Origin of the sequence: Bacillus sp. Marseille-P3661 (assembly GCF_900240995.1) — a bacterium.
GTDB lineage: Bacteria > Bacillota > Bacilli > Bacillales > Bacillaceae_J > OESV01.
The window spans coordinates 655,570-672,026 of sequence record NZ_LT965953.1 but is presented as its reverse complement, the minus strand read 5'-3'; the positions used below and the strand labels follow the sequence as shown (position 1 = coordinate 672,026).

The window sequence follows — 16,457 nt, the reverse complement described above, 5'->3', positions numbered from 1 at the left end:
TTGTACTTAATGTACAAAAAAACCTACATCAATAATGACGCAGGTTTTTTTGTATCACTTAATTAATAAGTTTCTTAAACTCTTACTAAGGCGTGTGGTTTAAGAGCTTCCATAAATTTGTCGAAAGTAGGAATATCCATTTGCTGTGCAGAATCCGATAACGCAACAGAAGGATCAGGATGTACCTCTGACATAACGCCATCCGCACCAATTGCAATGGCTGCTTTTGCAGCAGGAAGTAATAAATCTCTACGTCCTGTTGAATGTGTTACATCAACCATTACTGGTAAATGTGTTTCTTGTTTCAAGATTGGAACAGCAGTGATATCTAAAGTATTTCTTGTAGCTGTTTCATATGTGCGAATTCCACGTTCACATAAAATGATATTACCATTTCCGCGCGAATGGATATATTCTGCCGCATTGATAAATTCAGAGATTGTTGCTGATAAACCACGTTTTAATAGTACTGGCTTATCGATTGACCCTACAGCTTTTAAAAGTTCAAAGTTTTGCATGTTACGTGCACCAATTTGAATTACATCTAAGTATTCAACAGCTTCCTCCAAATCGGAAGGAGTTACAATTTCACTGATAACAGCAAGATCATATTCCTGAGCTACCCTCTTTAAAATTTTCAATCCCTCTAAACCTAAACCTTGGAAATCATATGGAGATGTTCTTGGCTTGTATGCTCCACCGCGAAGTAATTTAATGCCATGCTTTTTCACCGCTGCTGCAACTGCCGCTGTTTGTTCATATGACTCAACTGCACATGGTCCCATCACAAAATGTACATTACCATCACCAACTGTAGCACCTTTAATATTAACGATTGTGTCCTCAGGCTTTTTCTTTCGTGAAACAAGCAATTCTTTGCGATGATCATCTTCTTGTACGTGAAGACCAGCTTTGAAGATTTCTTTGAAAAGATGCTTAATTGTAGAATCTTCAAAAGGACCTTCATTTCGTGCAACAATATCATCTAACATCTTACGTTCACGCACTGGATCAAAACGGTTTACACCTTGTTTTTCTTTTACTTTACCTATTTCTTGAACAATTTCCCCCCGCTCATTAATAAGTTCTAAAATTTTAAGATTAACCTCATCTAATTTCCCACGAAGCGCGTCTAATTGTGCATGACTCATTTTCTTGTCCTCCCCAGTAATTGTTTATAAGATTTTAAAAATATGGTACATTTCTAATTAGAGTTAATTATATACAATATAATTCCAAATGTCACGAAAAATCTTTAACGATTAAACGCTTTTAAGCTTTTAAGCGATAAAGCACCCTTAGGAAACTTTGGTTTTCCTGTTAAATTCATAATAACTTTTGACTTTACAAGAATAGAAAAAGAAGGTGTAACCTTTGAGCGGTCAATCCCCCATTTTTGCGCTGGATATTGGAACTCGATCAGTCGTTGGGATCATATTAGAGGAAAAAGAAGGGCAATATGAAATTCTCGATATCGAATGGAAAGAACATGATGAACGGGCAATGCTAGATGGTCAAATCCATGATGTTATTTCTGTATCCAAATTAATACTTGATATCAAGAAAAAACTTGAATCAATATATGGTCCCTTAAAAAAGGTATCTGTTGCTGCAGCAGGTCGGGCATTAAAGACAAGAAGTGTTAAGGTTGATTTACCCATTTCTGGAAAACCACTTATTAATAAGCAGGATATACTCCATCTTGAACTTAGCGCAGTGCAGGAAGCACAGATCCAATTAGCTTCTGAAAATAATAGTACACAAAGCGTTCATTATTATTGTGTTGGCTACTCAGTTTTACGTTATCGACTTGACGGTGAAGAAATTGGTAATCTTGTAGATCAACAAGGTGAAGTTGCATCTGTAGAAATCATTGCTACCTTTTTGCCTAAAGTTGTAGTTGAATCATTAATTGCAGCATTAACACGTGCAGACTTAGAAATGGGTGCTCTTACTTTAGAACCAATAGCAGCAATAAATGTCCTAATTCCAACGACAATGCGACGTCTAAATGTTGCACTTGTGGACATTGGAGCTGGGACATCTGATATCGCCATTACCGACCAAGGAACTGTCATTGCTTACGGTATGGTGCCAATGGCTGGGGATGAAATTACCGAGGCAATTAGTGATCAATATTTACTTGACTTCCCTTTGGCCGAAAAAGCTAAAAGAGAGCTGTATACTGAGTCTACCATTAAAATTACCGATATTTTAGGATTTGAAACTGAAATCCAAAAAACTGAAGTGATATCATCCATATCAGATAGCATAGAAAAACTTGCAGTCGCAATTAGTGACGAGATATTGACTTTAAATAATCAAAAATCACCTAAAGCTGTTATGCTAGTAGGAGGTGGCAGTTTAACCCCAGACTTACCAAAAATGTTAGCGGCACATTTAAACTTACCTGAAAACCGAATCGCTATACGTGGAATAGACGCCATCCAAAAATTAAAACTGGCGGAACATATTAGTAACGGACCAGAGCTAGTCACGCCGATTGGGATTGCAATTGCTGCAAATTTAAGTCCAATTCATTATATATCTGTAACTGTTAATGATCGTCCTGTACGCCTATTTGATATGAAGAAAATAACTGTAGGTGACTGTCTGCTATCAGCTGGGATAGAAATGAATAAGCTGTATGGCAAACCGGGTGCTGCTATCATTATCACATTAAATGGAAGAGATATTACAATCCCTGGGTTACATGGTGAACCTCCTACATTACTAAAGGAAGGAAAAAACACAACGTTAGATGAACTCGTTACGCCAGGTGATTCGATAACCGTAGAAAAAGGACAAGATGGACAAGCTGCACAGATAAAAATTAAAGACTTAATCGATGAACCACCTACAAAACGCATATGGATTAACGGTCTACCTTTTAATATTGATCTGAAAATTACTAAAAAAGGAAAAGTATTATCAAAAGAAACGATACTAGAAGATCACGACGTAATCGATGCAACTTATCCTAAAAATATTCAAGAACTATTTCAATTCTTAAATCATACTGAAGGTTTAAATAGTGTTGAACCATTTTATATTTATTACAACCGCGAAAAAACATTGCTCACTGGTTTCGGAACAAAAATATATAAAAATGGAATTGAAGTAAAACCAACTACTAGTATTATCGATGAAGATAAAATTGAAATTAAAAAAGGTAAAACTCCAACTGTTAAAGATTTATTAGAAAGCCAAGGGATTTCAATGCTTTATCAAATTCCAATTATATTTAATGAAAAACAACTTATCCTGCAAAAACCTGCCCTGGATATTTCGCGAAATCAAGAGCAACTAAACGAAGAAAGCTTGTTGTCCATTGGAGACCAAATAAATATAATTCCTAGAAAAGTTGAACCTTTTATTTTTCAAGATATCTTTCGCCATGTCAATATAAGTATTCCAAGATTCCAAACTGGGAATTTTAAAATATTGAGAAATGGTGAGGAAACCTCATTTAATCAAAAGCTCGCACCAGGTGATAAACTTTCAATTCACTGGCAGCAATAAAATAAATAATAGTACTAGTTAATACTATTTAGAAAAGCGCTGGAGCTGGATAAGTACGTACAAGATTATATACTTTCAAAGTAAAAACAGCCCTTGATGTTAAGAAAGGGCTGTTTCCAATGCTTCTTTAATTTTTCCTTCTGTAATATTCCAATGTGAAGCATGCCATTGGACTCTACCATCAGTAAATAAAAGGGTTTGTGGTGATTCATGTTTAACCTCAAATGTTTCTGCAATAAAATTTGATAAAGGCCTTGCCTCTTGAACAAATAGATAATAACTAGGTATCTCGTTATTTTCAGTGAATTTCCCATATTCCTCATATGCCTCTTGGCTTATTGGACACGTTAAACTATGCTTAATTAAAATAAATTTTGTTTGTGTTTCTAGTACTTTTTGAAATTCCTCTATAGTAGATAATTTAGAGTTTCGCATGACCCATCTCCTACAATTTTAATTTGTCCGATATCTCAATTAAGCTGTTTTCTTTAGATTGTTGAATTTCTTCTGTTGTTGCTATTTCATCTAGTGGCACGGCTAGAACATCTTGAATGCCCTCATCATTTGTTACTAGCTGTACAATTTCTTCATCTGCTTTAGTGCTTTTAACTTTTTCAATAATATTAGTTGTTTTTTTCTTGGCCGTTTCTGCTATTTGGCCACTTACCTCTTTCGCAATTAGAGCCTGCTCATTTAGTTCACTTCTTAACTGTTTGCCAGACTTAGGTGCTAAAAATAAAGCTACAGACGCCCCAACTATTCCTCCTATTAAGGTACCAATGAGAAAATCCTTATTGTTTATTTGTCCTTGATTTTCACTCATTATTTATTTCTCCTCCCTTTAATTTTTTTCTTTTAGTCCGTAACCGATCCCATACATCGATAGCAGCAGAGCTCCACTGAACGACTTGTGCAACAGTCTCTTTCTTATTTTCAGCTTCATAGCTTACTTGATCAGATACCTTTCTTACCGACGTATTTAATCGTTGAACACTCTCACCTATTTCCTTGAGAGAATGGACAATCGGATTAAGCGATTGAGATTTTTGTTGAATATCGTCCATTAAGTGGTTTGTTTTCTGAAGAAGTTCTGTAGTTTCTGTAGTGATTCCCTTTAATTGATGCTCTAATCCTGCTAAAGTATTCGACACATTATTTAGTGTTCGTCCAATAGAGTTAAGTGTTTTGTTTAAGTATATAACTAAAACTGCAAAGGCAATTGCAATTAAAGCAACACTGAAATATAAAATCTCAACCATGTACTATGACCTCCTAATTTGAATGTGAACTTCAAATTTCTCTTTTCTTAATATATTAATGATAAAGTACCGGAAAATCTATCATTTACACCTGATGGTGCCTACTTGCGCTTATCTATATATAATTCCCCTATTTTTTTCTATATCAAACATATTCTTCATAAAAGTATAACTTTCCTTCCATAATAGGGTAAAATAGGAATGAAAAGTAAACTGTAAAATTATAGTATAGGAGGATACTGATGAAAGACCCTCGAATTGTTACTCTAGCAAATAATTTAATAAACTATTCCGTAAAGTTACAAAAAGGTGAAAAAATTCTAATTGAGAATACAGGCATACAAAAAGAGCTTGTGAATGAACTTGTTAAAGCTGCTTACGATGCAGGTGGTTACCCTTTTGTACTTTTAAAAGAGCCTGAAATAACAAGGGCTCTATTAATGGGGGCACAACAGGAACAACTTGAGATATGGGCTGATATTGAAGCGCACGCCATGAAACAGATGGATGCCTATATCGGTCTAAGATCTGGGGATAATATAAATGAACTTTCTGATGTTCCAAGTGAAAACAACGATTTATTCGGAAAAACAGTTGGTACAAAAGTACATCGCGAAATTCGAGTTCCTAAGACCAAATGGGTTGTGCTCCGTTATCCTAACGCTTCAATGGCCCAGCTTGCAAACCTAAGTACGGAAGCATTTGAAAACTTCTATTTTGATGTTTGTAATCTAGACTATAGCAAAATGAGCGTGGCCATGGATCCGCTAGTTGAGCTTATGAATCGTACAGATAAAGTTCAAATCAAAGGAAACGGTACTGATTTAACATTTTCAATTAAAAATATCCCGGCAATTAAATGTGCCGGTGAATTGAATATCCCAGATGGGGAAGTGTTCACTGCGCCTGTTCGTGAGTCAGTCAATGGAACGCTGTCATATAATACTCCTTCTCCGTACCATGGTTTCACTTTTGAGAATGTTAAACTCACTTTTAAAGACGGTAAAATAATTGATGCCACAGCAAATGATACAGAACGAATTAATAAAATTTTCGATACTGATGAAGGGGCACGTTATATTGGAGAGTTCGCGATTGGCGTCAATCCTTTTATCCAACATCCAATGAAAGATATTCTATTTGATGAAAAAATTGATGGTAGTTTCCATTTTACTCCTGGGCAAGCATATGACGAAGCATGGAACGGAAATAGCTCTGCCATCCATTGGGATATGGTATGTATCCAACGTCCAGATTATGGCGGTGGAGAAATTTATTTCGACGATGTCCTTATTCGTAAAGATGGGCGTTTTGTATTGCCTGAGCTTGAACCATTAAATCCAGATAACTTAAAGTAAATCAAATTCCTATCAAAAAGGAGCAAACCCATTTGAGTTAGCTCCTTTTTTTATTACTGCATTTTTTTACTCATTAAAAAGGCAGAAACATTCTTGACTATCCTTTAGCAACAATTTGTTGTTCATATGCTTCCTCAAACTTTTGGATATCTCCAGCTCCCATAAAGACGAGTACATCATTTTGATGTTTTTCCAAAACCTTAACATCATTCTCCTCTAGTATCTGTGAGTTTTCAACCTTATCTTTTAAGTCATTGATTGTCAGCATGCCCCTATTTTCACGAGCAGAACCAAAAATATCACATAAATATACATGATCTGCCTGCATAAGACTGTTTGCAAAATCATCTAAGAACATTTGAGTTCTTGTAAATGTATGCGGTTGAAAAATAGCTACTATTTCTTTTTCTGGATACTTTTGACGAGCAGCTTCAATAGTTGCTTTTATCTCAGTTGGATGATGTGCATAATCATCAATCAAAATTTGATTGCCCACCGCTTTTTCACTAAATCTTCGTTTGACGCCTTCATATGTTAATAATTGTTTTTCAATTACATCACTTGGAATTTCTTCATAATGACATAATGCAATCACAGCTAATGCATTTAATACATTATGGTCTCCATATGTCGGAATGTGAAACGCAGAATAGTAGGTATTACGTACAAATACATCGAAGGATGTACCCTCAGGTGATTTATTAATATTCCTTGCTTGAAAATCATTTTCTTCGTTAAATCCGTAAAATAACACTGGAACATTGGCATGTATTTTTTGTAATTGTTCATCATCACCACATGCAATAATCCCTTTTTTAACTTGAAGCGCCATCTCTTGAAAAGCCGAGAAAACATCTTCTACATTTGCAAAGTAATCAGGATGATCAAAATCAATATTCGTCATAATCGCATAGTCTGGATGATATTTTAGGAAATGTCTTCGATATTCACATGCTTCAAATACAAAATACTTACTATTTTCTTCTCCTTTTCCAGTTCCATCGCCAATCAGGTAGGAGGTTGGATAAGCAGCTTGAAGAACGTGAGCGAGCAGTCCCGTAGTTGATGTTTTACCATGCGCCCCTGTGACGGCTATGCTCGTAAATTTTTGAATTAATTCACCTAAGAAGTAATGATAACGATAAACAGGAATACCCCTATTTACAGCTTCTTCAATCTCTTCATGGTCATCAGGAAAAGCATTTCCTGCAATTACAACTTGACCTTCCTCGATATTCGTACGGGAAAAAGGTAAAATTCTAATTCCCTTTTTTTCCAGAGCCTGCTGTGTAAAAAAACGTTTATCCACATCAGATCCCTGAACCTGATATTTCATATCATCAAGAATTTGTGCTAACGCACTCATTCCAGTCCCCTTGACTCCGACAAAATGATAAACTGTCATAAAAAGAACCTCCACAAATCTAATCATAGCCTTGGTTTTTTTCAGTTAAAAATAGTATATGTTACGTATCAAAAAACGAGCCTGTATCTATGTAGTAATACTGTGCCTATATGGTATGCACATAGTATTATTCCTTACCCTAACTACTATCGTAGAGGTTGAATAGACTTTATAATAACTAAACTAAGGCTTCCTAAGACACTTTAAGATTCCCATTTGTGTCCATATGTGTTACATACTTTATTCATTATACCACTATTTAGAACTTCCAATTTCATAATTCATGCGCAACTTTTATTGCGTCTGTTATTACATCATTATTATAATCCACAAGGGCAATAATATCATCGCGAGCCCCCCTAAAAATCACTGGTTTCTGTATCCCGATGTCCTAGCAGCTTTTACGTCTCTATAAACATTCGTAGCCAGCTACGTTCTTCTGGCCAAAATCCCATCAATAATTCCCTCAAATTAACCGAAATCATGTTAAGCCCCTTAATTGTTAATTACTGTTTCAAAAGGATACGTTCGTCGATTTTAAAGGTTTTATTAGTGAGACGCATAATTTTCTCTTATAATTCAGAGTAGGTTCTTTCATAAAATACCTCTCTTATGTAATTCTTACCGCCTTATTAAATTATAGTTTCCATTATACATATCTTTTGTAGATAATTATAGTTTAAATCATTAAAACCAAAAATAATCAATACAGATTACTTATATGAACATGTACATTAAAACATTTGAGGTATTTATATCAAATGTTGTTTAAATGGCAAGCTATGTAGGTTTTCAATTGTTTGTTTGTAGTATTTCATTATCAACATCTCTATGATTATATCATAAATATGCTTATTAGGTTTAAGCACACGCCATTAGATTCGTGAATTCGAGCACTATTAAAGCTTTAAATGTAATTTTTATTTATTAAAAAAAATAAAACGGCAGCTGAATCAAACAACAACCACCGTTTTTATAACAATTAAGCTCCAGCTGAAAAAGATCGATCTGTATCCCGGGCCCTTTGAATCACAGCTATTAACAACATTAACACTAAACCTATCAAAGAAATGAAAAGTTCAGGATAAACGAGCAATATCCCTGCAATAAACAAGATTAATCTATCATAAATAGTTGTCCTTTTTATAAAATATCCCATTATAGACCCACTAATAGCAGCCATTCCTAAAAATGCAGTAATTAAAGGCGGTAAGACATTTAAAAATGTCGCATCATTCTGTAGCAGTAATACTGGATTAATTACAAATGCATATGGAATAATGAATGCAGCAATTGCTAGTTTAAAAGCAGTTATACCGGATTTCATCGGGTTTGCTCCTGCAATCCCCGCTCCAGCATAAGCTGCTAAACAAACTGGTGGGGTAATGTCTGCAACTATTCCAAAATAAAACACAAACATATGAATAGCGATAATTGGAATATCCGGAAATGCCTGCAAAATTGCCGGTGCTGCCATTGATGCAGTAACTACATAATTGGCTGTTGTTGGCAAACCCATTCCTAAGACAAGGCAAGCTAGCATTGTAAAAAATAGAATGAGGAAAAATTGCCCATTTGCCAGTTGGACAATCCCACCTGCTAGCTTCCCTCCTAATCCTGTTAGTACAACGATTCCTACAACAATACCGGCAGTTGCACAAGCAGCAATGACCGGCAATGCTGTTCGAGCACCGTCTTCTAATGCACCAATTATTTCACGAGGTGACATCCTTGTTTCCTTTCGAAACAAGCTTACAATAAATGCAACGGCAATTCCCCATAACGCTGCCATAATAGCTGTTTTACCCGAAAGTAACAACCCGATAATTGCGACAAGAGGTAATAACAAATCGAGTCTTTTCAGTATATTAGATGTTTTCGGCAGCTCACTTTTATCCAGGCCGACGATACCATATTTTTTTGCCTCAAAGTGGGTACCAAAGAACACACCGGAAAAGTACAGCATGGCCGGTATGATGGCAATAAGGATAATTTCACTATATGGAACGCCTGTATACTCGGCCATAATAAAAGCAGCAGCCCCCATAATGGGTGGCATAATTTGACCACCAGTGGATGCAGATGCTTCAGTCGCAGCAGCAAATTCAGGACGAAACCCCGCTCGTTTCATCATTGGTATCGTAAAAGACCCAGAGCCAACTGTGTTCGCAACGGAGCTCCCTGTTACCATACCTTGCAATGCACTTGCTGAAACTGCAGCTTTAGCTGTACCTCCTGTAAATCTGCCTGTTAGTGCAAACGCTAAATCATTAAAAAATTTCCCGATGTCTGTTTTGACTAGCATGACACCGAAAAACAAAAATAAGTAAATATATTGTGATGATATTTGAATCGGAATTCCGAATATAGCATTTGTTTTAAAAAACATTTCCGCACTTAAGTTTTCCCATGAAAATCCCGCATGGCCGAAAAGAGGAATCCCTTTTCCCCATAAGCCATAAACAAGTGCTACTACAGCGATGATAACAATTGGAATACCCACTGCTCGTCGTGTTGCCTCCAATAACAAAAGAATACCAATCGTTGCTATTATAATATCTGTGCTATTATACCCAATTATAATCGCCTTCCCGACAAGACGTTCATAGTTGAAGACGATATAATAGTTTGTAACTATAGCTAAAATTGCCAAAATCAAGTCGTACCATGCTACACCTTGTTTTATTCTCCATTCCTTTTTAGCCGGATAAAGAATATAAATTAGCGCAAGACCCGTCCCTAAATGTATAGGACCTTGAATTTGAGAAGGATAAACACCATTATAAGCTGTAAATAGGTGAAAAGTAGTTAAAGCTACTCCAAGAAGGGTAACAACCCATGACCATTTTCCAATATCAATTCGATATGAATGTTCCCTATCATATTTAGCTAACAACTCCTCCTGATGTACACTTTCATTCCTTTTCAATTCCTATCACCACCAACCATGTAGTAACGTAATAGTTTTCACGAAAAATAGAAATTTACATAAAAATCGAGCCAATATGTTGGATCAAGTTAATAACATTGGTTAAAAATAGCCGGACAAGCTAGTGTCCGGCGCGATATTTCGAAACGAATTGTTTTTACTTTAATACACCAATTTCCTTAAAGTACTTCTCAGCACCTGGATGGAATGGTAAATCTGTTGATCCATTTAGCACATTTTCAATAGTCATATGACGACCTTGAGTATGTGATATTTGATCATAGTTTTCATATAGAGTTTTCGTAATCTCATAACCTAGCTCTTCACTAATTTGTGATGTAGACCCTACTAATACAGCATAAGCTGTGATTGTTTGTGCAGGATTTTGTAGCCATTCGTACGAACCAGCTGGAATTTCCAATCCCTCATAGCCAGTAGTTTCTTCAAGAGTTGCAAGTGCATCTCCAGTTACTTCAAGAAATTTCACATCATTTGTTTGAGCCTGGAGTTCATCAATAGAAGATGCCGGCAAACCCAAAAGTCCAAATGAAGCTTCTATTTGACCGTCTTGTAATTTATTTTTGGCATCACCGAAACCTTCTTCAAACGCCTCATAATCACCGTCTTGTATTCCATAAGCTGCTAATATCGCTTTAGCTAATGCTTGTGTTCCACTACCTGGTGGTCCAATTGCCACTCTTTTTCCTTTTAGATCAGCAATCGACTCGATACCTGTTGATCCTAAGGTAATAACCTGCATAACCTCTGGATAAATATGACCCATAAATCCAAAGTTTTCGACAGGAATACCTTCAAACTCTCCTTCACCCTTATAAGCTTCTTGAGCAGGAATATGAACAGACATCCCAAGTTGTAATTCTTCTCGCATAATACGGGCGAGATTATCATTCGATGCCCCAGTTGAAACAGCACTAACATTAAAGCCTTCAACTGTTACATTATTATTAAGAACTGTAGCAATTTCCTGTCCTAGTGGAAAATATGTACCACCAGTGCTACCTGTACCTAATTGTAGGTCCGTAATATAAGATCCATTGTCACTAGTATTCGTTTCAGATTGAGTGGCTTCATTACTTGTCGGCTCAGTTGTTTCTGACTCTGAACTAGATGTTTCAGAACCCCCACCACCACATGCAACGAGCACAGTACTAAGGGCGAGCATCAGAACTAGACTAACCAACCAATTCTTCCTCAAATCAATTCCCCCTTATTTTTTATGTTTATAGTAATCACTAGAAAAACTTGACTTCACAACCCTGCAGCGAAGTCTTAGTTTTTCTTATACTACCAGCTGGGATTATCTCTAGTCTGATAGTATGTAAAAATGAATTACTACCAAGTAAATTGTTTTATTTATCTATGGACAACTTTTTAGAAGTTAGAGACTGATACAGTTCTAAAATAATATATAACAGTATATTCCTATTAAACTAGAAATATGCATATGTGTCAATTTCAACACTTTCCCACTATCAGCGCCTAAATTCCGTTAATTTCTTCTTTTTAAAAAGGGTAGCTCCAATTAGAAGCTACCCTTTTGCATTTTTTCGAACTGTTCTTTAGTTATAAGGACATCTCGTGGTTTTGATCCTTTAGCTTCGGAAACTATTCCCTGTGCCTCCATCATATCTATTAATCTTGCTGCACGATTATACCCTACTCTAAAACGACGTTGAATACTTGAGGCAGATGCACCTTCTTGTTCAATAATAAATTCACATGCTTCGATAAAAAGCTCATCTTCCCCAACAATATCATTAGTCTGTTTCATAAGTTCTTCCTGAACAAATAAATAGTTAGGTTCTGATTGACTCCTCACATATTTTGTTACTCGTTCGATTTCATCGTCAGATACAAAATTACCTTGAACACGAACAGGCTTATTAGAACCGTTTTCTAATAAAAGCATATCTCCCTTACCCAATAGCTTTTCAGCACCACTTATATCAATGATTGTTCTTGAATCAACTTGCGACGATACTGAAAACGCAATTCTTGTTGGTATATTCGCTTTAATAAGGCCGGTGATTACATCAACTGATGGTCGTTGTGTGGCTAACAATAAGTGGATTCCACAAGCCCTCGCTTTTTGAGCAATCCTACAAATAGCATCTTCTACATCGGCTGGCGATACCATCATTAAATCAGCTAACTCATCAATTATGATCACTAAATACGGCATCGTTTCTGCCTTCTCATTTTCCCTTAAAACTTTTTCATTAAAACGGGAAATGTCTCTTACTCCTTCATGAGCAAAAAGCTCATATCGTCTTTCCATTTCTTCAACAGCCCATTTCAGTGCGGCAGTAGCAGCTTTTACATCCGTAATAACCGGACTTACTAAATGCGGAATGTCATTGTAAGGCGCTAATTCAACCATTTTAGGGTCAACCAACAAAAGTTTTACTTCATGCGGAGATGCTTTATATAGCAAACTTACAATTATTGAGTTAATACATACACTTTTTCCAGAACCTGTAGCTCCAGCAATCAGTCCATGTGGCATCTTTTTTAAATCTGTTACTACAGGCTGCCCTGAAATATCTAACCCCAAAGCAACTACAAGCGGAGAATTACTTTGTTGGAACACTGGACTCCTAAGGATCTCACGTATTAATACCGGTCGACTTTTACGGTTTGGAACCTCTATCCCGATTGTGTTCTTACCTGGAATTGGCGCCTCGATCCGAATATCTTTGGCGGCTAGTGCAAGCTTTAAATCATCACTTAAATTCGTTATTTTATTTACTCGCACCCCATGCTCTGGATGAACTTCAAATTGTGTAACTGCAGGACCTTTTGTCGCCTTTACAACTTTTGCTCCTACATTAAAGCTTTCAAATGCAGTATTTAATAATTCGCACTGTTCCTGAATCCACTCTTGGTCATCATCAATTTCTGTTGGTGGCACATCTAAAAGATTCAATCCTGGCTTAGTGGATGGTTCACGTTTAACCGGTTCAGATGTTGTAGATATACTTAACTTTTGCTTATCTTGTTTAAACATCATTACATTAAAAGGAACCACTTTTCCATTCCAAGTTAATGGATCTTTTTTCTTCAGTGTCTGTACCCCTTTAGTTTCTTTACTTTGTACATTAACAATTGTCTCGTCTTGGCTAGAATCATGTCTTTGATGATCAACGTCAGCTAAGTTTTTATCATTATTTTGTACATCAAGCATTTCAACTTGGGGCTCTTCTGTTTCAATGCTGACAGCTACTTCACTATAGAGTTGATTAATTGCAGAATGAACATTTTCTGAACTCTCATCGAGCTGCATTTTAATTTCGCCTAGTTTGGATTTTTCTGCAACTAGATCTCTTTCGCTATCTACGATCTCTAAACTTTGTTCAAAGATTGTATGTTCATCTATAGGGTTAGATTTAAGCGTATCTGAGACTGACTGTTGTTCCGATTGGCCTTGTACACTAGAAGTTTCTTTTAGTTCATACTCTACAGCTAATTTTTCCACAACAAATGTCTCTTGGTCTTTTTTTGTCTCCACATCTAATACTTCCGCTTGAGCTATATTCTCGATACGCCCTTCTGCCAGTGTTTCCACTTGGTCTGTGCTGCTCTCTATAGACACTTCCTCAAGTTCTTCCTCTAGAGTTATATTTTCTTGCGAAACCTGTACCTCTGTTTCCTCTTGAGCTACATTCTCAAGCGGCTCTTCCTCTAGTGTTTCCACTTGAACTGCGTTCTCTATCGACGCTTCTTCGATTTCTCTCTCTAGAGTGGGACTCTCTCGCAAAGCCTGTACCTCTGTTTCCTCTTGAGCTACATTCTCAAGCGGCTCTTCTTCTAGTGTTTCCACTTGGACTGCACTCTCTATCGACGTTTCTTCGATTTCTTTCTCTAGAGTGGGACTCTCTCGCAAAGCCTGTACCTCTGTTTCCTCTTGAGCTACATTCTCAAACGACTTTTCTTCAGGTGTTTCCACTTGGACTGCGCCCTCTATCGACGTTTCCTCGAATTCTTCATCTAAAGTGATACTCTCTAGCAATACCTGTACCTCTGTTTCCTCTTGGACTCCATTCTCAAATGGTGTTTCTTCCTTTACTTCCTCTAGAGCTACATCCTCTGCCGGCATAGCCTCCACTTTCTTCACTTGGGCTACGGTCACTGCCGGCTCTTCTTCCACCACTTCCTCATGGACTATGCCCAACACCGGCTCTTTCTCAATTGCCAGTCCCTGTGCAGCATCTGGCTGCAACATTTCTGGAAACTGCTCTTCTTTAACCACATCTGCATCAGATTTCTCCTCATAGTCTTTGGATAAATCATGCTGAAAATTTCTATCTGTTTTTATATCATGCTTGTTTTCATTGCTTTTACCAGTTACAAAGTTTACTAATGTTGGTACTTGTTCAAATCCACTATCCTCAACACGATTTACAGATAACTCCTGATCAAAAGTCAAAGCCACAGGTTCCTGTTGAGAATCCCTCTGTTGCAGTGAATCCTTTTCACGTTTCTTAAATCCATATACCGGTGAAGGAACTTCTGTTGGTTTAAATGGATTATTCTTTTCTGCAGGAGGTTCAACTTTCTTTGGCTGTACATTACGAAATTCCTTCCTTGTTAATGATACAGACTGCGAACTATTGACCTCTGAGTACCTATCATTTTCATGCTCTACATTTCTTTTAGGAGTTTTACGAACTCTTTCTTTAGGTGAGCTTTGATTATTTTTTTGTCTAAAATTTGTAGGTGCTTGTTCTATCTTTCTATTTTGCGATACAGGTAGCCCATTATTTTCATCAGGAATAACAGGAAATCTAAAATTTCCTTTTGGATAGTCGTACACAACCTTTGCTTCATTTTTAGACTTGTTATATAAAGTATTTTTTTTGTTAGACGTATGTTTATGTACCGGTTGCATCTGATCATTATCATCGTCACCTGTTAAACCAAAAAACTTTTTAAACCAATTACTCATTGTTATCACTCTTTCTAAAACCTAATCTTCATACTATTTTAAGATAAATTCAGGTTTCCGTATATACACTAAGAACAAGAATCTTAAAATAGTTCATTTGTAGCAAGGAAGACTTGATACAAAAAAGTCCTATAACAGCTTATATTTAGAAAAAGACATGGTATTCTACCATGTCTTCGAATTTACTCAGGCTTATTATGAGCAAGTACAAATATAGGTTCAAGCTCTTTATTTTCGTATATGAAAGGAAGTGCCGTTATTGGGATTTGTCCTTCTGTAAAAAAGTGCATGACCATTTGCCCGAGCACATTATATCCAGTATCGTTTTCAATATCTGCAAAAATAAGTACATCTTGATGTGGTACAGCAACTGCCATTGCTCCCTTTATTTGGCTAGCCATTTTCTCTAGCAATGATTCATTTAAAATACGACTGGCGTCATACCCATCATTTGTATTGAGGAAATAAAATTTATTTCCGGCAACTTCATCCTCTTTAAGCTCAATCTTTAAAGACCTCACATTAAACCTGGCAACCTGCTTAATCCGCTCCTCATTCCATCCCTCTTGTTCAACAAAAGGAAAATCGATTAACCGATAAGAACTTCCTAAATCGATTGCATAATAAATTCTAGTTTCAGCTGTATGCTCATCATAGATGAGCTTTTTTCCATCCTTTGTTTCAGTAGGAAACGAAGTAGAACGAATAACTGGGAAGATATATTTCTCTTTCCCTTCAAGCTTTTGAACTCCGGTCATTGCTTTTAATGCTTCCTCAATATGATAAACAATTTCGTCAACAGCTTTCTCTTTTTTTTCTTCCCATTTAGAAACAACTGTAGGTATTGATACGGTGATCCCTTTTTTTGTATCTTTATCTTCAATTCTTAGCTGTTTGTTTTCATGGTCATATATAATAGAAAAGTTTTCTCTAGCTAGTCGATCCATCAGAAGCTTTTTCATTTTCAAATTAGTCATTTCCATATATACCAACAACCTTCCTTAGGCAGGGCTATAAT

11 protein-coding genes and 1 pseudogene are annotated in these 16,457 nt (G+C 36.4%); 2 read left to right on the top strand and 10 right to left on the bottom strand.

The genetic code is table 11. The features are described from left to right. Nucleotides 1-74: 74 nt before the first annotated feature. Entirely contained in the window at nt 75-1,151 is a 1,077-nt protein-coding gene (locus C1724_RS03025) for a bifunctional 3-deoxy-7-phosphoheptulonate synthase/chorismate mutase (RefSeq protein WP_102345256.1), read from the bottom strand. Nucleotides 1,152-1,374: 223 nt separating this feature from the next. Here C1724_RS03025 and pilM point away from each other — a divergent pair, with 223 nt between their 5' ends. Further along, nucleotides 1,375-3,522 carry a cell division protein FtsA gene (gene pilM, locus C1724_RS03020; RefSeq protein ID WP_102345255.1) on the top strand — a complete coding sequence of 716 codons (2,148 nt, stop codon included), beginning with the start codon at nt 1,375-1,377 and terminating at the stop codon, nt 3,520-3,522. Between the two features lie 99 nt (nt 3,523-3,621). Here the strand turns inward: pilM and ytxJ are convergent, their stop codons facing one another. From ytxJ to C1724_RS03005, 3 genes are read right to left on the bottom strand one after another with little or no spacing between them, the layout of a single operon-like run. Then, nucleotides 3,622-3,957 carry a bacillithiol system redox-active protein YtxJ gene (gene ytxJ, locus C1724_RS03015; protein WP_102345254.1) on the bottom strand — a complete coding sequence of 112 codons (336 nt, stop codon included), beginning with the start codon at nt 3,955-3,957 and terminating at the stop codon, nt 3,622-3,624. Nucleotides 3,958-3,967: 10 nt separating this feature from the next. Then, nucleotides 3,968-4,345, bottom strand: a complete 378-nt coding sequence (locus C1724_RS03010) for a YtxH domain-containing protein (protein WP_102345253.1) — start codon at nt 4,343-4,345, stop codon at nt 3,968-3,970. Further along, the gene (locus C1724_RS03005; protein WP_102345252.1) at nt 4,338-4,781 is read right to left on the bottom strand and encodes a DUF948 domain-containing protein; all 444 of its coding nucleotides are present in this window, start codon (nt 4,779-4,781) and stop codon (nt 4,338-4,340) included. The genes C1724_RS03010 and C1724_RS03005 overlap by 8 nt, the downstream gene beginning before the upstream one ends. 242 nt (nt 4,782-5,023) lie before the next feature. On the opposite strand from C1724_RS03005, the gene C1724_RS03000 reads away from it, so the two are divergent. Next, the gene (locus C1724_RS03000) at nt 5,024-6,139 is read left to right on the top strand and encodes an aminopeptidase (protein WP_102345251.1); all 1,116 of its coding nucleotides are present in this window, start codon (nt 5,024-5,026) and stop codon (nt 6,137-6,139) included. 97 nt (nt 6,140-6,236) lie between these two features. On the opposite strand, the gene murC is transcribed toward C1724_RS03000, so the two are convergent. The 6 genes and pseudogenes from murC to C1724_RS02970 form a co-directional block, all read right to left on the bottom strand. Then, nucleotides 6,237-7,544 (bottom strand): UDP-N-acetylmuramate--L-alanine ligase, encoded by a 1,308-nt coding sequence (gene murC / locus C1724_RS02995; protein WP_102345250.1) that lies wholly within the window; start codon nt 7,542-7,544, stop codon nt 6,237-6,239. A gap of 280 nt (nt 7,545-7,824) precedes the next feature. Continuing rightward, nucleotides 7,825-8,012, bottom strand: a pseudogene (locus C1724_RS25970) (hypothetical protein); the annotation flags it as partial. Nucleotides 8,013-8,526: 514 nt separating this feature from the next. Beyond that, nucleotides 8,527-10,473, bottom strand: a complete 1,947-nt coding sequence (locus C1724_RS02985; RefSeq protein ID WP_102345249.1) for a TRAP transporter permease — start codon at nt 10,471-10,473, stop codon at nt 8,527-8,529. Nucleotides 10,474-10,630: 157 nt separating this feature from the next. Beyond that, entirely contained in the window at nt 10,631-11,689 is a 1,059-nt protein-coding gene (locus C1724_RS02980; RefSeq protein WP_102345248.1) for a TAXI family TRAP transporter solute-binding subunit, read from the bottom strand. A 327-nt stretch (nt 11,690-12,016) separates the two neighbouring features. Further along, nucleotides 12,017-15,439 carry a DNA translocase FtsK gene (locus tag C1724_RS26250; RefSeq protein ID WP_308410485.1) on the bottom strand — a complete coding sequence of 1,141 codons (3,423 nt, stop codon included), beginning with the start codon at nt 15,437-15,439 and terminating at the stop codon, nt 12,017-12,019. A 182-nt stretch (nt 15,440-15,621) separates the two neighbouring features. Beyond that, nucleotides 15,622-16,422 (bottom strand): DUF1444 domain-containing protein, encoded by an 801-nt coding sequence (locus C1724_RS02970; protein ID WP_374703417.1) that lies wholly within the window; start codon nt 16,420-16,422, stop codon nt 15,622-15,624. Nucleotides 16,423-16,457 lie beyond the last annotated feature (35 nt).

Coding starts and splice junctions, on each gene's coding strand:
- C1724_RS26250 (WP_308410485.1), bottom strand. CDS start 15,439: ATGAGTAATTGGTTTAAAAAGTTTTTTGGTTTAACAGGTGACGATGAT.
- C1724_RS03025 (WP_102345256.1), bottom strand. CDS start 1,151: ATGAGTCATGCACAATTAGACGCGCTTCGTGGGAAATTAGATGAGGTT.
- C1724_RS02970 (WP_374703417.1), bottom strand. CDS start 16,422: ATGGAAATGACTAATTTGAAAATGAAAAAGCTTCTGATGGATCGACTA.
- murC (WP_102345250.1), bottom strand. CDS start 7,544: ATGACAGTTTATCATTTTGTCGGAGTCAAGGGGACTGGAATGAGTGCG.
- C1724_RS03005 (WP_102345252.1), bottom strand. CDS start 4,781: ATGGTTGAGATTTTATATTTCAGTGTTGCTTTAATTGCAATTGCCTTT.
- C1724_RS03010 (WP_102345253.1), bottom strand. CDS start 4,345: ATGAGTGAAAATCAAGGACAAATAAACAATAAGGATTTTCTCATTGGT.
- ytxJ (WP_102345254.1), bottom strand. CDS start 3,957: ATGCGAAACTCTAAATTATCTACTATAGAGGAATTTCAAAAAGTACTA.
- C1724_RS03000 (WP_102345251.1), top strand. CDS start 5,024: ATGAAAGACCCTCGAATTGTTACTCTAGCAAATAATTTAATAAACTAT.